21 protein-coding genes, 1 tRNA gene and 1 pseudogene are annotated in these 21001 nt (G+C 68.9%); 15 read left to right on the top strand and 8 right to left on the bottom strand.

Annotated elements, in window-relative coordinates; all coding sequences use genetic code 11:
* Positions 1 to 8: 8 nt before the first annotated feature.
* The 4 genes from AQY21_RS23870 to AQY21_RS23885 form a co-directional block, all read right to left on the bottom strand.
* Positions 9 to 554 carry a hypothetical protein gene (locus tag AQY21_RS23870; protein ID WP_058100087.1) on the bottom strand — a complete coding sequence of 182 codons (546 nt, stop codon included), beginning with the start codon at positions 552 to 554 and terminating at the stop codon, positions 9 to 11.
* Positions 551 to 1102: a hypothetical protein gene (locus AQY21_RS23875; RefSeq protein WP_161906105.1), complete on the bottom strand. Its 552-nt coding sequence runs from the start codon at positions 1100 to 1102 to the stop codon at positions 551 to 553. Before AQY21_RS23875 ends, AQY21_RS23870 begins: the two co-directional genes overlap by 4 nt.
* Positions 1103 to 1597: 495 nt before the next feature.
* Positions 1598 to 2335: a calcium-binding protein gene (locus AQY21_RS23880; RefSeq protein ID WP_058100089.1), complete on the bottom strand. Its 738-nt coding sequence runs from the start codon at positions 2333 to 2335 to the stop codon at positions 1598 to 1600.
* Positions 2336 to 2347: 12 nt separating this feature from the next.
* The gene (locus AQY21_RS23885) at positions 2348 to 2527 is read right to left on the bottom strand and encodes a hypothetical protein (RefSeq protein ID WP_058100090.1); all 180 of its coding nucleotides are present in this window, start codon (positions 2525 to 2527) and stop codon (positions 2348 to 2350) included.
* 368 nt (positions 2528 to 2895) lie between these two features.
* On the opposite strand from AQY21_RS23885, the gene AQY21_RS23890 reads away from it, so the two are divergent.
* Positions 2896 to 4164 carry a S8 family serine peptidase gene (locus AQY21_RS23890; RefSeq protein ID WP_058100091.1) on the top strand — a complete coding sequence of 423 codons (1269 nt, stop codon included), beginning with the start codon at positions 2896 to 2898 and terminating at the stop codon, positions 4162 to 4164.
* A 71-nt stretch (positions 4165 to 4235) separates the two neighbouring features.
* On the opposite strand, the gene AQY21_RS23895 is transcribed toward AQY21_RS23890, so the two are convergent.
* On the bottom strand, positions 4236 to 4958 hold the full coding sequence (locus AQY21_RS23895; protein WP_058100092.1) for an aspartate/glutamate racemase family protein: 723 nt from the start codon (positions 4956 to 4958) through the stop codon (positions 4236 to 4238).
* A gap of 18 nt (positions 4959 to 4976) precedes the next feature.
* Positions 4977 to 6494 carry an NCS1 family nucleobase:cation symporter-1 gene (locus AQY21_RS23900; RefSeq protein ID WP_082658252.1) on the bottom strand — a complete coding sequence of 506 codons (1518 nt, stop codon included), beginning with the start codon at positions 6492 to 6494 and terminating at the stop codon, positions 4977 to 4979.
* Between the two features lie 363 nt (positions 6495 to 6857).
* On the opposite strand from AQY21_RS23900, the gene AQY21_RS23905 reads away from it, so the two are divergent.
* Both AQY21_RS23905 and AQY21_RS23910 read left to right on the top strand, forming a co-directional pair.
* Positions 6858 to 7520 (top strand): GntR family transcriptional regulator, encoded by a 663-nt coding sequence (locus AQY21_RS23905; RefSeq protein WP_065169986.1) that lies wholly within the window; start codon positions 6858 to 6860, stop codon positions 7518 to 7520.
* A gap of 208 nt (positions 7521 to 7728) precedes the next feature.
* Positions 7729 to 9207: a CHAD domain-containing protein gene (locus AQY21_RS23910; RefSeq protein ID WP_058100109.1), complete on the top strand. Its 1479-nt coding sequence runs from the start codon at positions 7729 to 7731 to the stop codon at positions 9205 to 9207.
* Between the two features lie 63 nt (positions 9208 to 9270).
* On the opposite strand, the gene ald is transcribed toward AQY21_RS23910, so the two are convergent.
* On the bottom strand, positions 9271 to 10389 hold the full coding sequence (gene ald / locus AQY21_RS23915) for an alanine dehydrogenase (protein WP_058100093.1): 1119 nt from the start codon (positions 10387 to 10389) through the stop codon (positions 9271 to 9273).
* A 255-nt stretch (positions 10390 to 10644) separates the two neighbouring features.
* On the opposite strand from ald, the gene AQY21_RS23920 reads away from it, so the two are divergent.
* The 12 genes from AQY21_RS23920 (at position 10645) to AQY21_RS23970 (ending at position 20562) form a co-directional block, all read left to right on the top strand.
* The gene (locus tag AQY21_RS23920; protein ID WP_058100094.1) at positions 10645 to 11523 is read left to right on the top strand and encodes an MBL fold metallo-hydrolase; all 879 of its coding nucleotides are present in this window, start codon (positions 10645 to 10647) and stop codon (positions 11521 to 11523) included.
* A 21-nt stretch (positions 11524 to 11544) separates the two neighbouring features.
* Complete coding sequence (locus tag AQY21_RS29105) at positions 11545 to 11700, top strand: hypothetical protein (RefSeq protein ID WP_161906107.1); 156 nt, start codon at positions 11545 to 11547, stop codon at positions 11698 to 11700.
* Positions 11697 to 12116, top strand: a complete 420-nt coding sequence (locus tag AQY21_RS23925) for a YeeE/YedE family protein (RefSeq protein WP_058100095.1) — start codon at positions 11697 to 11699, stop codon at positions 12114 to 12116. Before AQY21_RS29105 ends, AQY21_RS23925 begins: the two co-directional genes overlap by 4 nt.
* Before the next feature lies 1 nt (position 12117).
* Positions 12118 to 12585, top strand: coding sequence for a YeeE/YedE family protein (locus AQY21_RS23930; RefSeq protein WP_058100096.1), 468 nt, complete (start codon positions 12118 to 12120; stop codon positions 12583 to 12585).
* Positions 12576 to 14354, top strand: a complete 1779-nt coding sequence (locus tag AQY21_RS23935) for a SulP family inorganic anion transporter (protein WP_058100097.1) — start codon at positions 12576 to 12578, stop codon at positions 14352 to 14354. Before AQY21_RS23930 ends, AQY21_RS23935 begins: the two co-directional genes overlap by 10 nt.
* A 69-nt stretch (positions 14355 to 14423) precedes the next feature.
* Complete coding sequence (locus AQY21_RS23940) at positions 14424 to 14867, top strand: co-chaperone YbbN (protein WP_058100098.1); 444 nt, start codon at positions 14424 to 14426, stop codon at positions 14865 to 14867.
* Positions 14868 to 14935: 68 nt separating this feature from the next.
* Complete coding sequence (locus tag AQY21_RS23945) at positions 14936 to 15910, top strand: glutathione S-transferase family protein (protein ID WP_058100099.1); 975 nt, start codon at positions 14936 to 14938, stop codon at positions 15908 to 15910.
* A gap of 176 nt (positions 15911 to 16086) precedes the next feature.
* Positions 16087 to 16932 (top strand): iron uptake transporter permease EfeU, encoded by an 846-nt coding sequence (gene efeU, locus AQY21_RS23950; RefSeq protein ID WP_058100100.1) that lies wholly within the window; start codon positions 16087 to 16089, stop codon positions 16930 to 16932.
* Positions 16929 to 18086 carry an iron uptake system protein EfeO gene (gene efeO, locus AQY21_RS23955; protein ID WP_058100101.1) on the top strand — a complete coding sequence of 386 codons (1158 nt, stop codon included), beginning with the start codon at positions 16929 to 16931 and terminating at the stop codon, positions 18084 to 18086. The genes efeU and efeO (AQY21_RS23955) overlap by 4 nt, the downstream gene beginning before the upstream one ends.
* 1 nt (position 18087) lies before the next feature.
* The gene (efeB, locus tag AQY21_RS23960) at positions 18088 to 19404 is read left to right on the top strand and encodes an iron uptake transporter deferrochelatase/peroxidase subunit (RefSeq protein ID WP_058100102.1); all 1317 of its coding nucleotides are present in this window, start codon (positions 18088 to 18090) and stop codon (positions 19402 to 19404) included.
* Positions 19405 to 19443: 39 nt separating this feature from the next.
* On the top strand, positions 19444 to 20271 hold the full coding sequence (efeO, locus tag AQY21_RS23965) for an iron uptake system protein EfeO (RefSeq protein WP_058100103.1): 828 nt from the start codon (positions 19444 to 19446) through the stop codon (positions 20269 to 20271).
* 215 nt (positions 20272 to 20486) lie between these two features.
* Positions 20487 to 20562, top strand: a tRNA-Ala gene (locus AQY21_RS23970).
* Positions 20563 to 20818: 256 nt separating this feature from the next.
* Here AQY21_RS23970 and AQY21_RS28165 read toward each other — a convergent pair.
* Positions 20819 to 21001 (bottom strand): annotated as a pseudogene (locus AQY21_RS28165) (hypothetical protein); the annotation flags it as partial.

Consider the following 21001-nt stretch of genomic DNA (forward strand, 5'->3'; position numbering starts at 1 on the left):
GAGAGGTCTCATGGCTCGAACCGGATGATCGGCCGGCGCTCGGGCAAGGCCGGCGGGGCCAGATGCAAGGCGCTGTCGAAAACCGCGGTAAAGCTGCCCGTCAGCACCAGCGCGCCGCCCGCGACCTCGTCCGCGGGCAGCTCGAAGACCGCGACGGCGCGATTGCTCAGGCCGGGCTGGAACCAGCGGCTTTCCAGCCCGCGCGGAATGTCCTCGGCGCGGCGGGACAGCGCATAGCGCCGCCCGCTCGCGCCCTGCCAGACCGCGTCGAGGCGCTGCGAGGCCAGAGTCGCTTCGGCCTCGATCTCGGCGATCAGGAACACGCCGTCGCTGTCGCGGACCAGATCCCGGCCATAGCGCCGGAAGGCGATGCGGTCGGCCAGGCGCAGGCCGGTGAAGCGGGCGCGGAAACTGCGCGCCTCTCCCGTCCTGCCCGCCGCGACATGGTGGCGGAAGGGCTGCACGACGCTGTTGTAGTCGGGGGCGGTCTGCATCATCCCGCCCAGAAGCGCGGCCCCGGCCAGCACGATGGCAATGCGACCCAGCCAGATCATGGCGCACCCTCGGGCAGCATGGTCATGCGGGCGGTGGGCTGGAAAAGCAGCCAGTTCGACATGCCGTAGAGATTATCCCTGAGCTTGAAGATCTGCCGGTGGAAGGTCAGCGAGACCGGCCCAGGCCGCCAGTCCGGCGGAAGCTGCCAAGCCAGCGTCACCCGCTCGGCCAGGCGCGGATGCAACTGCGCAAGCATCTCGCCATCGCGGTCCAGCGTGACCTCGGGTTCGGGCCAGACCACACCGCCAGAGGCAAGCTCGGGCGGATGCGGCGGAAAGCCGAAGACGGCGGTCTGGCTCTCTCCGGTCAGGTTCAGCAGCCGGACCTGCATCAGCAGCCGGGCCGGCTCGCCCTGCTGCTCGGGCGGGGCGAGCGCCAGCGACAGCGGCGTCAGTTCGACCCGGCCCAGATCGACCGGCTGTCCAAGGGCGACCGGGGGCGGGTCCTGTGGCGCCCGCGCCTCCTCGACCTTCAACCACAGGCCGAGCAGCACCGCGGCCGCCACCCCGGCCGAGGCGGCCATGCGCACCCTCAGACGCCGCAGCAAGGAGGCATGTCGCTTTCCCGTCATGCGAGAATTAAGGCCCGGCCGCGCAGCCCGCACAAGATCCGAACGGCCCCGGTCGGCGGAATCCGGCCAGGGCTCATGCAGCCCGGCCCGCCGCCGACGCGCCTCGGCGCCGGTCGCCCGTCGCATTCGACCGCGCGCCGAACCAACGCCGGCGTCCGGTCCAGCGCCGCCCGTAGACCGTCGGGAAAGGTTGGGAACGATGGCCAGACACAGATGCGGATCGCCCGAGATGTTCTCGAACGGCTGGATCGCCACCGAGGCCCCGGGGGAAGTCGCCAAGCGCGCCCCTAACAGCCGAGCATAGCCATGAACATCAGCAAAAAGAAACACCGCCAGAAGCCGGGACCGGTCAAGCCGGTGCGGTCCCAACGCCCTGTTCGTCCAGGCGTCGGAACAGTGGTACGCCCAGCGGACAAGCCGCGGGGACGCGGGAGAAGCCCGCGCCCCCGTCGGCGGTGGTCGCAGGTGCGGTCACCAGATGAAATCGTCGTCGCCCAATTGGCCCAGCCGGATGTCCTCGATCACCAGCTGGTCGTTGCCGGCACGGATGACGACATTGTTGCCGACCTGGCTGGCCGCGGCGCGGATATCGCCGAAACTGTCGAACCGGGCGTAATGCGACAGGTTGATGCGGTCGTCGTCGCTGTCGAAATCGGTGATCCGGTCGCGACCGCCATTCCAGACGAAGACATCCGCGCCCTCGCCGCCGGTCATGGTGTCATTGCCGGCGCCACCGTTCAGCGTGTCGTTGCCCTCATGCCCGACCAGCCGGTCGTTGCCGGCCTCGCCGAACAGCCGGTCGTCGCCCTCGCCGCCCAGCAGCGTGTCGGCCCCGGCGCCGGCGCGGACGACATCGTTACCCTCGCCGGCGGCGATATGGTCGCGGCCATTGCCGGTGGTGGCCTGGTCGTTGCCCTCGCCCAGGGTGATGCGGTTGTTGCCGTTGCCGGCACGCACGACGTCATTGCCGGAGCCCGCTTCTATGGTGTCGTTGCCGCTTCCGGCCAGGATCACGTCATTGCCTTCGCCGCCCCAGACCCGGTTGTGCCCGTGGCCCGCGTCGATGCGGTCGTTGCCCTCGCCGCCATAGAGGCTGTCGTTGCCCTGATAGCCGAAGATGGTGTCATCCCCCGACAGGCCGCGGATCACATCGGCGAGGCTGGTGCCGAACAGGCGGTTGTCGTCGTCATTGCCACGAATGTTTGCCATGGTCGTTCTCCGTCACTTGCATTGGACCGGCAGGATCGGAACGGCCTTGCGGCCGCTCTCCGCGTCCCGGCTGCCGGTTCGGCCGGGGCGCAAGTCATAAGACTCAGAGGCCGCGCGGCGCCGCGCCAGGCGCCGGCCGGCCAACGGCACGGGCATGGGGCCCGAGGGCGCATTCGGAACGATCAGGGCCATGTCCGGCATCCTTCACCTCTGTATGGCGGGATTACGCCCCGGGTCGGCGGATTATTCCGGCGCCATGCGAAAAATTTGTGGCGGAATGAAAAAAAACGGAGAGAGCCGCTCTTTTCAATTGATAATAAAGGATTTTATTGGATCGAGAGGGCCGGCCCATCGAACGGGCGGCTTGCCGCTCGGATCCGGGGCGGCGGGGCGGGTCTATTCCCCGGAAAGCCCACGCAGGGCCCGGGCCTCGTCCGCTGGCGTCAGCGGCTCGCCCGCGCCCAGGGCGGAACCTCCGGTTGGAAAAATTGACGCTGGCGGGGAATAATAGAATGTGTGGGGCGTAGAATGTCCAGAAACCGGCGAGTGGAGGAAAGGCAATGCCGCGCCTGCTGCTGTTCATGACCGTGCTGGCCGCCATGTTGCTGGCCGATCTGCGCCCCGGGGCCGACTGGCCGGCCCCCGCCGCCGCCTGGGCGGATGACGACGATGATGATGATGACGACGACGATGATGACGCCCCGCGCCGCCGCCGGGCACCGCCGCCAGCCCAGCCGCGGGCCCAGGCCGCACCCCTGCCGCAGCGCGCCCCGGACGAGGTGATCGCGCGCGGCCTGACGCCCGCCGATCTGGCGCAGTTGCAGGAGATCGGCTTCGAACTGCTGCACGAGACCCGGTTGAGCGCGGGCGAGCCGATGCACCGGCTGCGCAAGCCCGCCGCCATGCCGCTGGAGCAGGCGCGGGAGACGGTGCGCGGCATGGGCTCGGCCACGGCCGCCGATTTCAACCATTACTATCGGCCGGGCCAGGCGGGGGCGTGCCGGGGCAGCGACTGCCCCGCACGGCAGATGATCGCCTGGCCGGCGCATGGCGCGGGCTGCGGCACCCCGCCGCTGATCGGCATGGTGGATACCGGGCTGAACATCCGGCACGAGGGGCTGGAGGGGGCGCGGATCAGCCTGCACCGCATCGCCTCGGACAGCGACGCCCCGGATTCGGACAAGCTGCACGGCACGGCGGTGGCGGCGCTGCTGGTCGGGCGCGCCGACAGCCGCACGCCGGGGCTGGTGCCGCAGGCGCCGCTGATCGCCGTCGATGCCTTTCACAAGCGGCGCGAGGACGAGCGCGCCGATGCCTTCGCGCTGGTCGAGGCGCTGGACTATCTGGCCGCGCAGCAGGTGCGGATCGTGAACCTGTCGCTGGCCGGCCCGCCCAACCAGGCGCTGGCCGGGCAGATCCGGCGCATGGACCAGGCCGGGATCGTGCTGGTCGCGGCGGCGGGCAATGGCGGACCGGCGGCGAAGCCGGCCTTTCCGGCCGCCTATCCGCAGGTGATCGCCGTCACCGCCGTCGATCGCCGCGCGCAGGTCTATCGCCGGGCGAACCGGGGCGAGCATATCGACCTGGCCGCGCCGGGGGTGGATGTCTGGACCGCCGCCTCGATCCGCGGGGCGCGGACCAAGACCGGCACCTCCTTCGCGACCCCCTTCGTCACCGCGGCGGCGGCGCTGCTGATGCAGAGGGAGCCGGGGCTGACCCCCGCCGAGGTGCGCGCCCGGCTGCTGTCGAGCGCGCGCGACCTGGGCAAGGCCGGCCATGACGAGGTCTTCGGCCACGGCTTGCTCAGCCCGCCCGATCCTTGCCCCTAGCGCAGGCGGCAGGCGATCCGGCGGGCAAGGCGGTCACGGTGCAACTGCCCGCCGGAACGGTGGCTTGCCGCTCAGAGCGCCAGCGGAAAACCCGTGACGCGCTTGGGGCGCGGCGGGGCATAGGTGCGCACCTTCGAGGTCTTCAGCCCCAGCCGGACCAGCGATTCGGCGATGGTGACCGCCGAGGCCACGCCATCGACCACCGGCACGCCGGTCCGCTCGCGCACCTTGGCCTCCAGTTCGGCCATGCCGCCGCAGCCGAGGCAGATCACCTCGGCATGGTCGCGCTCGACGGCGGCGGCGGCCTGTTCGACGATGGCCTCGACCGCGCGCTCGGGCTGGGTCTCAAGCTCCAGAACCGCCATGCCGCTGGCCCGGACCGAGGCGCAGCGGGCGTCCAGCCCGGCCAGCTTCAGCCGGTCCTCGATCATCGGCACGGCCCGGTCGAGCGTGGTCACGACCGAATATTTGTGCCCCAGGAACATGGCGGTCGAGGCGGCGGCCTCGGTGATGTCCACCACCGGCACCTCCAGAAGCTCCTGCAACCCCTCGCGGCCATGCTCGCCATAGCCGGCCTGGATCACCGCGTCGAAGGGCTGGTCGTAGCGCATGACCGCATCCATGACGCCGACGGCGGCAAGGTAGCTCTCGAAGTTGCCCTCGACCGATTCCGCGCCGAAGCGCGGGGTCAGGGCGACGATCTCGGTTCCCGGCGCGGCGGCCTTCCGGGCCTGGACGCCGATGCCGTGGGTCATCGTCTCGGTCGTGTTCACGTTCACAACAAGGATACGCATGTCTTCTCCGTCTCGGGATCAGTGATTTGTGGCCACGGCGATGGCCTCGCCATCCCGGTCGGCATAGGTCAGCCCCTTGGGCGCGATCAGCCAGTAGAACAGGGCGCCCAGCCCGGCGGCGATGAACCACGAGAACTGCGACAGCGCATGCAGTGCCGGCAGGAAGGCGAACATCAGCGAGATCGCGGCCGAAGGGATCAGCGCCTTGATCGCCGCCGGGTTGATGCCGTTGACATAGTGATAGGGGCCGGCCGTATCGTCGCTGTAAAGCGCCGGCACGTCCACATGCTGTTTGCGGATCAGCCAATAGTCGGCCATCACGATCCCGAACAGCGGCCCGAGGAAAGCGCCGAGGCCGCCCAGGAAATAGACGATCACGATGGGCGAGTTGTAGAGGTTCCAGGGCAGGATCACGAAGCCGATGACGGCGCTGACCACGGCGGCGCGGCGGAAGTTCAGGTGCCGCGGCAGCAGGTTCGCCAGCGCGAAGGCGGGGGCGACGAAATTCGCCATCAGGTTCACCGCGATGGTCAGGATCAGCAGCGACAGGCTGGCCAGGATCAGCAGCGGCGTGTTCGGGATCTTCTGCACCACGTCGGTCGGGCTCTGGATCAGCGTGCCGTCGATCACCAGTTGCCCGCCGGTCAGGATCACCACGATCATGCCGAAGATCAGCATGTTGATCGGGATGCCCCAGAAATTGCCCATGACCACCGCCCGGCGCGAGACCGCGCCCCGGGTGAAGTCGCAGAAATTCAGCACGAACGTGCCGTAGATCGCCACCCAGAGCGAAGCGCCGCCCAGGATCTGCGCCCACATCGCGCCGCCGGTCAGCGGGTTCGGCGGCGACCAGCGCAGCGCCCCGCCCGAGCTGTAGAGCACCCAGCCCGCCAGCGCGACGAAGGTGACGAGGATGATCGGGCCGGCGAAGGCTTCGTATTTGCGGATGCTCTCCATGCCGTAGCAGGCGATGATGACCTGGACGACCCACAGGATGCTGAAGCTGATCCAGCCCAGCACCGACAGGCCCAGCAGCATCTGCTGCGACAGCGGCGCCAGGCTGGGGATCAGCGCGATCAGCAGCACGTCCAGCACCATCGAGGCCAGATAGGTCTGGATGCCGAACCAGACGATGGCGACGCCGCCCCGGATCAGCGCCGGGATCTGCGCGCCCCGGGTGCCGAAGCTGATGCGGCTCATCACCGGGAAGGGCACGCCGGTCTTGAGGCCCATGTAGCCGGACAGGTTCAGCAGGATGAACAGGAACAGCGCGCCGAAGCTCAGCGCGCCCAGGATCTGCCATGCCCCAAGGCCAAGCGCGAACAGCCCGATGGCAAAGGAGTAGTTGCCCAGGCTGTGCACGTCATTGGCCCAGAGGGCGAAGATGTTGTAGGTGCTCCAGGTCCGACCCTCTTTCTTGGTGGGCGCAAGGTCCTGATTGTAAAGCCCGGGCGAAACCCCGGGCGGAATGGTTTCGTGCAGGGCGACGCCTTGCAGGTGCTCGTGGCCGGTCTCGGCGGTCTTGAGGCTGGTCACAGCATCCCCTCCCCGTTCGCATGCAGGCCCGACCCCTTGCGCGACCGGGTCGAATGGCCGATGACGGCGCCGGCGGGATGAGGCTGCGTCCTTGCCGCCCGCAGCGGGCGCGAAATCCCTGTCGCGGGGCGCGTCGCAAGGCGACGGCCCCCAGCCGTAAGTGATGCCATGGTTACCTCCCGTTTCCTCTGGCAGCCGGCGCTGTCCCGGCACGGCAAGCCGAAGCCTGGGCTTGCAGATAAAATGTTAGATGATATCTTTACTGAGCGTCTATTTAGTATGTTAGATATCACCTTATAGGAATTCTTTAAAATTCCCTCTTGGAATCATGACAGACTGACGGTGCCGGAGGGGGGAAGACGGATGGACGACATGCTGAACACGCGGGCGCAGGCCGCATTGACCCAGGCGCTGCGGCAGGGAGAGTTGCGCGCGGGCCAGTTCCTGTCGATGCCCCAGCTTGTCGATATCCTCAAGCTGCCGCTGGCGGCGGTGCGCGAAGCCGCGCGCCATGCCAGCAGTTCGGGCTGGCTGGAGATCATCCCCAAGCGCGGGGTGCAGATCCTCGAGGCGCGGCCCGAAGTGATCCGCGACAGCCTGGACCTGCGCATGGTGCTGGACCAGGAAGGGGCGCGGCGCAGGATATCGAACGACGCGCGGCTGGAATCGCTGCCCGCCCTGCGTCAGGCGCATGAGCAGATGCTGGCCGCCGCGCGCGGTGCGCCGGCGCCCGAGCTTTCGCCGCGGGCCATCAAGGTCGATCTGTCGCTGCACGACTTTCTGGCGGAGGGGCTGGACAATCCGCTGCTGCGCGCCAGCTACGACGCCAACCGCATCCGCATCGCCATCATCCAGCGCGCCCGGCCCTTCGTGCAGGAGCGGATCCGCTCGGCGATGGAGGAGCATCTGGCGATCATCGATGCGCTGGAGCGCCGCGACGCGCCGGGCGCGGTCGAGGCCGTCGCCCATCATTGCGAACGCACCCAGCATTGGTGGGGCGTGACGGCCTGGCACCGGGCCGGCTGACCGGGCCGAGGACACCGGCTTGCCGGGCCCGCGCGGAACCGCCGGCTGCCGTTGGCGCCGCCCGAGGCGCCGGCTCGGATTGCGCCTCATCGCCGGCCGGCTTGTGAAAAGTGACATGGATCTGTCTTGACCGTGGGCTATCTTTCTTGCGCATCGCGTTCATGATGGGCGGGTGCCGCGCACCGAAGCGTCGCAACGGAAGGTCGAGATGCCGCAACAGAAAACCCTTGTCTCCGCGCCGGAACTGCCGCTGGACATCGCGCCCGAGGCGGCCGGGATGCTGCGCGGCTCGGATCTGCTGCCGGGCGAGCCGAAGGCCCTGCCTGTCCATGCGACCTATTTCGACACGCCGGCCCGGGATCTGGCCGCGGCCGGATTCACGCTGAGCCTGACCGAGGGCGAGGACGAAGGCGAACGCATCCAGACCATCAGCGCCACCGGCCCCACCGCCGATCTGTTCGTGCTGCCCGAATGGCGGCAGGCCGTCGCGGGCGACAGGCCGGTCCTGGACGACCGCACGCCGGTCCCGGCGCTGCTGGGGGCGAAGATCGCGGAAATCGGTCCGCTGTTCGGCCTGAACGTCCGGCGGCAGGTCTGGAGCCTGTCCTGGCAGGGCGCCGCCATCGACCTGGTGCTCGACCAGGGCGAGGTGGCGGCCGCCGACCGCCGCGCGGCTCGCTGCGAGATCCGGCTGCTGCTGCGCGACGGCCCGCCCGCGACGCTCTACGCGCTGGCGCGGCGGCTGGACGAGATCGTGCCGCTGCGCCTTGGCATCCTGACCGAGGCCAAGCACGGCTTCCGCCTGCTGGGGCCGCTGCTGCACATGCACAAGGCGGCGCCGGTCGCCTTGCGCCGCGACATGACGGCGGCGGAAGGCTTTCGCCTGATCGGCGCCGCCTGCCTGCGGCAGTTCCGGCTCAACGAGCCGCTGATCGATCCCGGCAATCCCGAAGCCGTGCATCAGGCGCGGGTGGCGCTGCGCCGGCTGCGCTCGGCCTTTGCCATCTTCAAGCCGATGCTTCAGGACGACCTGGCCGACCGGCTGAAACAGGAGAGCCGCTGGCTGGCCGGCATGCTGGGCGAGGCGCGCGACCTGGACGTGCTGCGCCTGCGCTGCCGGTCCGACGCGCTGCGCGCCCGGCTGGAGCCGACCCGGATGGCGGCCTATGCCCAGTCCCGCACGGCACTGGCCTCGCGCCGGGCGCGTCTGCTGATGCTCGATCTGGCGGAATATCTTGCCATCGGTCCCTGGACCACCCTGCCCTCGGGCGCCGAGATCCGCGACCTGCCGTTGCGGGAGTTTGCCGCCGGTGCCCTCGACCGTTTCCGCCGCAAGGTCAAGAAGGACGGCATCGACCTTGCCGATCTGGATGACGAGGCCCGGCACACCTTGCGCAAGGACGCCAAGAAGCTGCGCTATGCCGCGGAATTCTTTGCGCCGCTGTTCACCGAAAAGCGCCGCAAGCGCCGGGCCGCGCGTTTCCTTGCCGCGCTGGAGGCGTTGCAGGATCGCATGGGGGCGCTGAACGACCTGGCGACCGCGCCGGCGCTGATCGCGCGGCTGGGTCTTGCCGATGACCCCGAGGCGGCCGCGCTTCCGGGCACGGATCGTGACAAGCGCGCAGAGATCGACGCCGCCGCCGAGGCGCATGATGCCTTCGTCGATGCCAAGCGTTTCTGGCGCTAGCCGGGACGCCGCCAGCCGCGCCGTTCTCGCCCCCTGCCGACCCCGCCCGCGCTGACGCCGTGCCTACCCGGCCAGAAGCTGGTCCGGGGTGACCGCCGCAAGCCCCAGCGCCTCGCCCACCGGCGGCGAGGTCAGCTGCCCGTCATGCGTGGCCAAGCCCGCGCGCAGATGCGCATCCTGCTCCAGCGCCCGGCGCCAGCCCTTGTCGGCCAGCGCCAGCAGGAAGGGCAGCGTGGCATTGCCGAGCGCCTGGGTCGAGGTCCGCGCCACCGCGCCCGGCATGTTGGCGACGCAGTAATGGATGACGCCGTCGACCTCATAGATCGGGTCCTGGTGGGTGGTCGGGCGCGAGGTCTCGAAACAGCCGCCCTGGTCGATGGCGACATCGACCAGCACTGCGCCGCGCGGCATGGTGGCCAGTTGCGCCCGCGACACCAGCTTCGGCGCCGCCGCGCCCGGCACCAGCACGGCGCCGATCACCATGTCGGCGCCCTGGATCAGCTCGGCGGTCGCCGCCGCGCTGGCATGCTGGGTGGTCAGCTTGCCCATGAACAGGTCGTCGAGCCAGGACAGCCGCGGCAGCGAACGGTCCATGACGGTCACGTTGGCGCCCATGCCGACCGCGACCCGCGCCGCCGCCGCGCCGACCACGCCGCCGCCGATGATGAGCACATTGGCCGGCCGGACCCCCGGCACCCCGCCCAGCAGCACGCCGCGCCCGCCATTGGCCTTTTGCAGTGCCCAGGCGCCGACCTGCGGCGCCAGCCGCCCCGCCACCTCGGACATCGGCGCCAGCAGCGGCAGCCCGCCGCGCGCATCGGTCACCGTCTCATAGGCGATGGCGGTCACGCCGGAATCCAGCAGGTCGCGGGTCTGCGCCGGATCGGGCGCCAGATGCAGATAGGTAAACAGCACCTGCCCGCGCCGCAGCATGGCGCGCTCGGGGGTCTGCGGCTCCTTGACCTTCACGATCAGTTCGGCCTCGGCAAAGACCGCGCCCGCATCCGGCGCGATCCGCGCCCCGGCGGCCAGGTAATCCTCGTCCGCGAAACCGGCGCCGAGTCCCGCACCGGTCTCGACCAGCACCTGATGGCCATGCGCGACGGCCTCGGCCGCGGCGGCGGGGGTCAGGCCGACGCGAAATTCCTGCGGCTTGATCTCTCTGGGGCAGCCGATCTTCATGTCCTTCTCCTCCTGCCGGTTTCGGAGCTTCCGGCGCCAGCCTGACAATGCCGTTCCGCAAGGTGCCGCGAAACTGCCCTTGGCCAAACGGGCGCGGCGGAACAGGTTCCCTCCGGGCGACCAGAAGAATCGAAGATTCTGCCGCCGTCAAGAAGATCGGCGCAAGCATCCTCCCTTCCAGCCCTCCTGCCTTGCATCCATACGCATATTCGAATATGTAACTTTCCCGTATTGCGGCAGCGAAGGAGGGAGCGGATGACCCAGGCCCCGGAGGTGACAGGATTCTACGAGCCGCGGACCGGCTCGGTGCAATATGTGGCGGCCGATCCGGCGACCGGGCAATGCGCCATCATCGACCCGGTGCTGGACTATGACGAGAAATCCGGCGCCACCGCCACCATCGAGGCCGACCGCATCCTGGATTTCGTCGCCGCGCGCAGCTACCAGGTGCAGTGGATCCTCGACACTCATCCCCATGCCGACCATTTTTCGGCCGCCGACTATCTCAAGCGCCGGACCGGCGCCGCCACGGCCATCGGCGAGAAGGTGGTCGAGGTGCAGAAACTGTGGAAGGATTTCTACAACTGGCCGGATTTCCCGGCCGACGGCTCGCAATGGGACAAGCTTTTCGCCGAGGGCGAAGGCTTCCAGGTCGGAAACATCCCGGCACGGGTGCTGTTTTCGCCGGGCCATACGCTGGCTTCGATCAGCTATGTGATCGGCGATGCGGCCTTCGTGCATGACACGCTGTTCATGCCCGACAGCGGCACGGCGCGGGCGGATTTCCCGGGCGGCGACGCGCATGTGCTGTGGCGCTCGATCCAGGAGATCCTGGCGCTGCCGGACGCGACGCGGCTCTTCACCGGGCACGACTATCGCCAGGGCGGGCGGGCGCCGGCCTGGGAATCGACCGTGGCCGAGCAGAAGGCCCGGAACAGCCACGTGGCGCAATATCGCACCGAGGCCGAATTCGTCGCGGCGCGCCAGGCGCGCGACCGCAGCCTGCCGATGCCGCGGCTGATCCTGCATGCCTTGCAGGTCAACATCAATGCCGGCCGGCTGCCCGAACCGGAAGCGAACGGCCGGCGCTATTTGAAGATCCCGCTGGATCTGTTGCAGGCGCCCTGGGACTGAAGCCAAGGAGGAGGAGGAGAGATGCAGATCGACATGGGCGGCGCCGTGCGGGCGCTGCGGCCGGATCTGGCTGGGCGGCCGCCGCTCGGGGCTCGGGCGGGGCTGGCCATGCGCGGCGACGGTCCGGAAACGGGCAGCCGAAAGAACCGGAACCAGGACGCCGGAGGCCGGGCATGACCGAGTTCACCCCTGTGCAATCGCTGCTGGGCGGCGGGCTGATCGGGCTGGCGGCGGTGCTGCTGATGGCGCTCCATGGCCGCATCGCCGGCATGACCGGGATCCTGGCCGGGGCCTTCGCGCCGGGCGGTGGCTGGCGGCTGGCCTTCCTGCTGGGCGCGGCGCTGGCGCCGCTGCTGCTGGTCCGGGCCGGCGGGGTCGAGATCGGCTTCGACAGCCCGGCGCCGCTGGGCTGGACGGCGCTCAGCGGGCTTCTGGTCGGGATCGGGGTCAGCTATGGCGGCGGCTGCACCTCGGGCCACGGGGTCTGCGGCCTGGCGCGGCTGTCGGCGCGGTCGCTGGTGGCGACGCTGAGCTTCATGCTGGTGACGGGCGCGACGGTCTATGTCACGCGCCACCTTATGGGAGGGCTCTGAGATGGCCTTGCTCACGGCCTTGCTGATCGGGCTGGTCTTTGGCGCGGGGATTGCGGTCTCGGGCATGGCCAATCCGGCGAAAGTGGTGAACTTCTTCGACATTGCCGGGTCCTGGGATCCGTCCCTGGCCCTGGTGATGGGCGGTGCGCTGGCGGTGGCCTATCCGGGCTACCGGCTGGTGCTGCGCCGGCCGGCCCCGGTGCTCGACCCGCGTTTTCACCTGCCCGAGCGGCGCAGGATCGACGCGGCGCTGGTCTGGGGCTCGGCGCTGTTCGGCATCGGCTGGGGGCTGTCGGGCTTCTGCCCCGGCGGGGCCATCCCCGCCATCGGCCTCCTCCGCCCCGAGCCGCTGATCTTTACCGCAACCATGGGCGCAGGCATCCTGGCCGCGAAGGCGCAGCAGCGATGGGCCGCAGAGCGACGAAGCGACCGCGCAAGGCGGCAAGGGGCGTGCCGCGGATGCGGCTGATCCGCCGCCTGCCGCTGCTGCAATGGGCGCGCGGCTATGGCGGGGCGATGCTCGGCGCCGACCTGCTGGCGGCGGTGATCGTCACCATCATGCTGATCCCGCAGAGCCTGGCCTATGCCATGCTGGCCAACCTGCCGCCCGAGGTCGGGCTTTATGCCTCGATCCTGCCGCTGGTCGCCTATGCGGTCTTCGGCACCTCGCGGGTGCTGGCGGTCGGGCCGGTGGCGGTGGTCTCGCTGATGACGGCCTCGGCCATTGGGCCGGTGGTGCAGGCGGGGCTGGCCGATCCGCTGACGGCCGCCGTGGTGCTGGCGCTGCTCTCGGGCGCGATGCTGGCGGCGGCGGGCATCTTCCGGCTGGGGTTCCTGGCGAATTTCCTGAGCCATCCGGTGATGTCGGGCTTCATCACCGCCTCGGGCATCCTGATCGCGGCCGGGCAGGTCCGGCACCTGCTGGGCGTGGGCGGCACAGGCGCCACCCTGCCCGAGATCCTGCCCGCGCTGTTGGGCGCCCTGCCGCAGACCAATCCCTGGACGCTGGCCGTCGGCACGGGCGCGCTGGGGTTTCTTTACGCGGCGCGGCGCTGGGGCAGGCGCGGGCTGGTGCGGGCCGGGCTGCCCGCCTGGCTGGCCGAGATGCTGGCACGGGCGGCGCCGATCCTGGCCGTCGCCTTGGCCATCGCGCTGGCCCAGGCGCTGGACCTGGGGGCCAGGGGCGTGGCGCTGGTCGGCGCCATCCCGCAGGGCCTGCCGCGGCTGGCGCTTCCGGGGCTGTCGGCCGAATTGCTGATGGCGCTGGCGCCGGCGGCGTTGCTGATCTCGGTCGTGGGCTTCGTCGAGTCGGTCTCGGTCGGCCAGACCCTGGCGGCGCGGCGGCGCGAGCGGATCGCGCCGGACCAGGAACTGATCGGCCTCGGCGCGGCCAATATCGCGGCAGGGCTCAGCGCGGGCTATCCGGTGACGGGGGGCTTCGCGCGTTCGGCGGTGAATGACGACGCCGGCGCGCAGACCCCGGCCGCGGGAATCTTCACCGCCATCGGCATCGCGCTGGCCGCGCTGTTCCTGACGCCGCTGCTGGCCGACCTGCCGCAGGCGGTGCTGGCGGCGACGATCATCCTGGCGGTGCTGTCGCTGGTGGATTTCCGCGCCATCCGCCGGGTTCTGGACTATTCGCCGCGCGATTTCCTGGCCATGGCGGCCACCATCCTGGTCACGCTGCTGGTGGGGATCGAGCCGGGCATCAGCGCCGGGGTGGTCCTGTCGCTGGTCATGCAGCTTTACCGCAGCTCACGGCCGCATTCCGCCGTGGTGGGCCAGGTGCCGGGGACCGAGCATTTCCGCAACATCGACCGCCACCGGGTGCTGGTCTGGCCCGAGATCCTGTCGCTGCGCGTCGATGAAAGCCTGTATTTCGCCAATTCCCGCTTTCTGGAAGATCGCATCGCCGCCCTGGTGGCCCAGAATCCGCGCGTGCGTCATGTGGTGCTGATGTGCCCGGCGGTGAACGATATCGACGCCAGCGCGCTGGAAAGCCTTGAGGAAATCAATCGCCGCCTAGCCGAAGGCGGGGTCAAGCTGCATCTCTCCGAGGTCAAGGGGCCGGTCATGGACCGGCTGCATCGCAGCGATTTCCTGCGCCACCTGTCGGGCCGGGTCTTCCTGAGCCAGCACGAGGCCATCTGCCACCTGCGCCGCGAACTGGGCCCGGACGCGGCCCCGGCGCAAGAACTGGGACCGGCTTGTTGCCGGGACGGTGTCTCAGGCGGATAGGCCGCGGCCTTGAATACCTACGGCAATGCGAACATATCCTTGGGACAGCTTCAGGAACCGAGGTCGAGCATGTCCGGCACCGACATCCAGATCGCCTGCACCGCCTGCGGCGCGACGAACCGCCTGCCGCCCGGGCGCGACCCGCGCGAGGCGCGCTGCGGCAAATGCCGCGCGGCGCTGTTCTCCGGCCAGCCCGCCGACGTGGACGGGCCGATGTTCCAGCGCCAGATCGGCCGCAGTTCGATCCCGGTTCTGGTCGATGTCTGGGCACCCTGGTGCGGCCCCTGCCGGATGATGGCGCCGGAATTCGCCCGCGCCGCCGGGATGCTGGAGCCGGAGATGCGGCTGATCAAGCTGAACTCCGAGGCCGAGCCGCAGACCGCCGCCGCCTTGGGCATTCGCGGCATTCCGACGCTGCTGCTCTATCGCGGCGGGCGCGAGGTGGCGCGGCAATCCGGCGCCATGGATGCCGCCGGGATCGCCGGCTGGGCGCGCGCACAACTGCGCCACTGAAGCCAGAGCGGTTGCCCGCGCCGCCCGCTCGGCTATGCTGGAGACCGGACGGAAACGCGGGGGACAGCATGGGCCAGTTGATCGACGGTGTCTGGCATGACGAATGGTATGACACGGAAAGCAGCGGCGGACGCTTCCAGCGCAGCGTGACCGCCTGGCGCAACTGGATCACCCCGGACGGCAGCCCGGGCCCCAGCGGCAAGGGCGGTTTTCCCGCGGAAAGCGGGCGTTATCACCTTTATGTCTCCTATGCCTGCCCCTGGGCGCATCGCACGCTGATCTTCCGCGCGATCAAGGGGCTGGCGCGGCATATCGACGTCTCGGCCGTGCATCCGGACATGCTGTCCGAAGGCTGGACTTTCGCCACCGATTTCCCCGGCGCGACCGGGGACGGGCTGTTCGGCCTGCCCTATCTGCGCGACCTCTACCTGAAGGTGGACCCGAAAGCCTCGGGCCGGGTGACGGTGCCGGTGTTGTGGGACAAGACGCAGGGCACCATCGTCAGCAACGAAAGCGCCGAGATCATCCGCATGTTCAACTCGGCCTTCGACGGGCTGACCGACAACGGCGACGATTACTGCCCGGCCGAGTTGCTGGGCCAGATCGATGCAATGAACGAGCGCATCTACGACCGGGTGAACAACGGCGTCTACAAGGCGGGCTTCGCCACCACGCAGGCCGCCTATGACGAGGCCGTGGGGCCGCTGTTCGAGACGCTGGACTGGCTGGAGAGCCACCTGGCCGCGAACCGCTATCTTTGCGGCGAGCGCATCACCGAGGCGGATTGGCGGCTGTTCACCACCACGCTGCGCTTCGATCCGGTCTATCACACGCATTTCAAATGCAACCGGCGCTGGCTGCGCGAATATCCGAACCTCTGGGGCTGGACGCGCGAGCTTTATCAATGGCCGGGCGTGGCCGAGACGGTGCATTTCGACCATATCGTGCGGCATTACCATTACAGCCATGTCACGATAAACCCGCATCGCATCATCCCGATCAATCCGCTGATCGACTGGCACGAGCCGCACGGCCGGGGCTGAGACAAGGCGTCGCGGGGCTTTCCTAGGGTTTCCCTCGGGATTGACAAGCCCCGCGGGCGGCGTATTGCTTTTCCCGTCGGCCCGCTTTGGCCGATGACCTTGCCGCGATGCCCTTCCGGCCGGCGCGATCCGCCGCCACCGGACCCGCACCACGACAAAATGTTGGGGAAAGGCCGATGCTGGCACCGTTTCTCATCATGCTGCGCGAGGGCTTGGAGGCGGCCCTGATCGTCGGCATCATCGCCGGTTACCTGCGCCAGACCGGACGCCGCGCTTGGCTGCCCGCGATCTGGGTCGGCGTTTTCCTTGCCGTCGCCATGGCGCTGTTCGCCGGCGCGGCGATCCAGCTGGTCAACAGCGGCTTTCCGCAAAAGACGCAGGAACTGTTCGAGGCGGTGATCGGGCTGGTCGCCGTCGCCGTGCTGACCGGCATGGTGTTCTGGATGCGCCGGGCCGCGCGCTCGATCAAGGCCGAGCTGCATTCCGGCATCGACGAAGCGCTGGCGCATCAAGACAGCGCCGGCACCTGGGCGCTGATCGGCATGGTCTTTCTGGCCGTGGCGCGCGAGGGGCTGGAATCGGTGTTCTTCCTGCTGGCGATCTTCCAGCAAAGCCGGGATAGCGCGGCGCCCATCGGCGCGCTTCTGGGCGTGATCGTCGCCATCGGCGCCGGCTGGGGCATCTATGCCGGCGCGCTGCGGCTGGACCTGCGCCGCTTCTTTCGCTGGACCGGGGTGTTCATCCTGCTGGTCGCGGCGGGGCTGCTGGCCGGCTCGGTCCGCGCGCTGCACGAGGCCGGGCTGTGGAACGGCTTGCAGGACCGGATCTATGACCTGAGCCGCACCCTGCCGGAATCGAGCCCGCTGGGCACGGTTCTGTCCGGCCTTCTGGGCTATCGCGAGGCGCCCACGCTGGGCGAGGCGCTGGTCTGGGGCGTCTTCCTGGCGGTGACGCTGGTGCTTTTCCTCAGGCCGCAGGCAGGCCCCCTGCCCGCCCGGCCGCGGACCGCGGGGCGCAAATGAGTTCACCCTCGAAAGGCATTTACCTGGCGGTCGCGGGCGCGGCGGTGTTGGCCGTCGCCGGCGGCGTAGCCTTCTGGCAGGCGACACAGCAGACTGCCGGCACGCAGACCGGCGCCGACCAGTTGGTGACCGTGAACGCCACCACCTGCGAGCCCAATGCCATCACCGTGCCCGGCGGGCGGCGCAGCTTCGAGATCGTGAACGCCAGCGACCGCCCCATCGAATGGGAGATCCTGAACGGCGTCATGGTGGTGGCCGAGCGCGAGAACATCGCCCCGGGCTTCCGCAGCATGCTGGAGGTGCAACTGGCGCCGGGCGAATATGCCATCACCTGCGGCCTGCTGTCGAACCCGCGCGGCAAACTGACCGTGACGCCATCGGACGAGGCCGCGGCCGCCGCCTCGGAAGTCACGCTGCGCAAGTTCCTGGGGCCGCTGTCGGAATACCGCGTCTATCTGGTCATGCAGGGCAATGCCGCCGTGAAGGCCGCCGAGACGCTGCGCGACGCCATCGCCGCGAATGATCTTGAGGCCGCGCGCGAGGCATGGCGCCAGGCCCGCCTGCCCTATCGCCGCATCGAGCCGCTGGCCTATCGCTTCTCGGACCTGGAAGAGCGCATCGACGCCCGCGCCGCCTATTTGCAGGGGCGCGAACAAGACCCCGCCTTCACCGGCTATCACCGCATCGAATACGGGCTTTTCGCCGAAAACAGCACCGAGGGGCTGGCACCCCTTGCGGACGCGCTGGTCGCCGACCTGACGGAGTTGGCCGCCCGGCTGAAACAGGCGCCGCTGGACCCCGGCCTGCTGATCGAGATGCCGGGCGAAAGCGCGCTTCAGATCGCGCAGGGCCAGCTGCCGCAGGGCGAGAACCTTTATGCCGGCAACGACTTGCAGGATCTCGGCGCCAGCCTGGAGGGGATCGGCAAGCTGGCCGGCTTGTTGCGGCAGGTGGTGGCCGAGGTCGATCCGGCGCTGGACACGGTGATCGGACAGGACATGCAGGCGGTCCAGGCCCGTCTTGCCGAGGTCGAGGCGCAGGGCCATCCCGGCTATGGCGACGTGCCGCAGGACGCCCGCGCCGCGCTGGCCGCCGACCTCACGCGGCTTTCCGAAAGCCTGCGCAAATTGCAACCCGCCATCGGGATGAACTGACATGAGCGACCAGGACCGCCTTTCCACCACGCGCCGTACCCTTCTGAGGCAGCTTGGACTGGGCGCCCTGGGCGGGACCATTGCGGGCCTGGGTATCCCGGGCCTGTCCGCCGGGGCGCAGGACGGGCCGCCCAAGCAAGGGCCGCAGGTGGTCGATGCGCCGCCGGGCCATGCCGAAACCGCCGCGCAGCGCGTACCCTTCCATGGCAGGCACCAGGCCGGCATTCTGACCCCGCGCCCGGCCAGCGGCATCTTTGCCGCCTTCGACGTGGTGATCTCGTCCCTCGACGATTTCGAGCGAATGCTGCGGCTGCTGACCGAGCGCGCCGTGTTCCTGACCCAGGGCGGCGCGGTACCGGCACGCGACCCGAAACTGCCGCCCGCCGATTCCGGCCTGCTGGGCCCGGTGATCGCGCCGGACAACCTGACGATCACCCTGGGCCTGGGCGCCTCGTTCTTCGACAGGCACGACTGGCTTGCCGGGCTGAAGCCGGCGCGGCTGCAACGCATGGTGCAGTTCCCCAATGACGCGCTGGACCCGGCGCTGTGCCATGGCGACCTGTCGCTGCAATTCTGCGCCAACCTGCCGGACACCAACATCCACGCCCTGCGCGACATCGTGAAGAACCTGTCCGAATTCCTGGTGCTGCGCTGGATGATCGAGGGCTCGGTCCCGCCGGTGCCGCCCGCCCCCGACGGCTCGACCCCGAGCGCGCGGAACTTCCTGGGCTTCCGCGACGGTTCGGCCAACCCGGATGCCAATGACGCGGCGCTGATGGAGCGCGTGGTCTGGACCCACGGCCCGGACGAGCCGGAATGGACCCATGGCGGCAGCTACCAGGCCGTCCGAGTGATCCGCAATTTCGTCGAACGCTGGGACCGCGCCCCCTTGGCCGAGCAGGAGCGCATCTTCGGCCGCACCAAGATGACCGGGGCGCCCTTGGACGCGCCCGAGGCCAGCGAATACGACGTGCCCGACTACACTGCCGACCCGGACGGCACCGCAACGCCGCCGGATTCGCATATCCGCCTGGCCAATCCGCGCACCCCGGAAAGCGGGCGGAACCTGATGCTGCGCCGCCCCTTCAACTATTCCCGCGGCGTGCTGAAGAACGGCCAGCTCGACCAGGGCCTGCTGTTCATCGCCTATCAGGCCGATCTGGAGGCGGGCTTCATCGCCGTGCAGAACCAGCTGAACGGCGAGCCGCTGGAGGAATATATCAAGCCGGTGGGCGGGGGCTATTTCTTTGCCCTGCCCGGCGCCGCGGCCGGGGGTTACCTCGGCTCGTCCCTTGTCAACGCAGCCAGGCGGGGTTGATCCGCCAAGCCGGGAAACCATCAAACGGGAGTTGGAACGATGGTCGGACAGTATCTGAAGACGACGGCCCTGGCACTGGCCATGGGCGGCTGGGGCCTGGGCGCCATGGCGGCGGATCCCTCGCTGGACCTGGTCGGGCCGCTGGCGGAATACAAGCTCTATGTCGCGGAAAACACCGCCAAGCTGGTCGAGGACACCACCGCCTTCACCGATGCGGTCAAGGCCGGCGAAGTGGAAAAGGCCAAGTCGCTTTTCGCCCCGACCCGCACCAGCTATGAGAAGATCGAGCCCATCGCCGAGCTGTTCTCGGATCTCGACGTCTCGATCGACGCGCGCGCCGACGATTACGAGCAGGCCGAGCAGGACCCGGCCTTCACCGGCTTCCACCGCATCGAATACGGGCTTTGGGAGCAGGGCTCGACCGAGGGGCTGGCAGAATATGCCGACAAGCTGCTGGCCGATGTGAAGGAGCTCGACACGCGCATCAATGACCTGACCTTCCCGCCCGAGATCGTGGTGGGCGGTGCCGCCGTGCTGATGGAGGAGGTTGCCGCCACCAAGATCTCGGGCGAGGAGGACCGCTATTCACGCACCGACCTGTGGGATTTCGACGCGAATTTCGAGGGCGCGCAAAAGATCTATGACCTGCTGCGCCCGCTGATCGCCGAGAACGAGGCCGATTTCCTCGCCAAGGTGGACGGCAATTTCGCGGCGGTGGACGAGGTGCTGGAGAAATACCGCAGCGCCGAAGGCGGCTTCGTCTCTTACGAGGAACTGACCGATGCGGATCGCAATGCGCTTTCGGCCAAGGTGAACACGCTGGCCGAGGATCTCGCGACGCTGCGCGGCAAGTTGGGCCTGGGCTGAGTGCCGGCGGGCGAAGCGGTGCCGCCGCTTCGCCGACCCTGTCCCGGGCAGCGTCCGGCGGCAGGATTCCCGAATGAAGGCAAGTTCTTTCAACGGGTTGGGGCGTTAGTCGGGAATTTTGCACTGTGGCTGCATTTTTCCGCTTGCACCTTCCGGCGCGCCCTCCTATACGACGCCTCACACGGGCGCCGGAGACGCCGCCCGAGACCTCCGGTGGGGCCATAGCTCAGTTGGTAGAGCGCTTGAATGGCATTCAAGAGGTCAGGGGTTCGACTCCCCTTGGCTCCACCAAATCTATCGCATATTCGGATTGATTATTAGCCGGTTAGGCGAATACCGCCGCGTGTCACCCCGCGCTCGCCCCCACACCCGAAAAAAGATGCTGCTGGATCTCGCTGGACGTTCAGCGACCCGTGTAGCCCGGATGCGAGCCGGATCGAGGTGTTAGATTCCGGGCGCAACTAGGAGCCTTCGCGCCCGTTCTGGAGGCCGAAGCGGCGGGCATCACTTCAAACCCGGATCGGCTAGTGTCCAGGCTCATTGAGTTTCACAGCCAGAACAAGACGGTTGCGGCTAGCATGATCGCAGAGAAGAAGGTTTCCGGGCACCGGTCGTATCGGGTCGCGACGTATGAGGAGGATCAGAAAACAGTCCGGGGGACTGTTTTCCCGACGATTGGCCAATCCTTCAGGCGGCCGAACATGATCTCGATGCGGTTGCGCCGTTTGTA

This window comes from Paracoccus sp. MKU1 (assembly GCF_001447385.1).
Classification (GTDB): Bacteria; Pseudomonadota; Alphaproteobacteria; order Rhodobacterales; family Rhodobacteraceae; genus Paracoccus.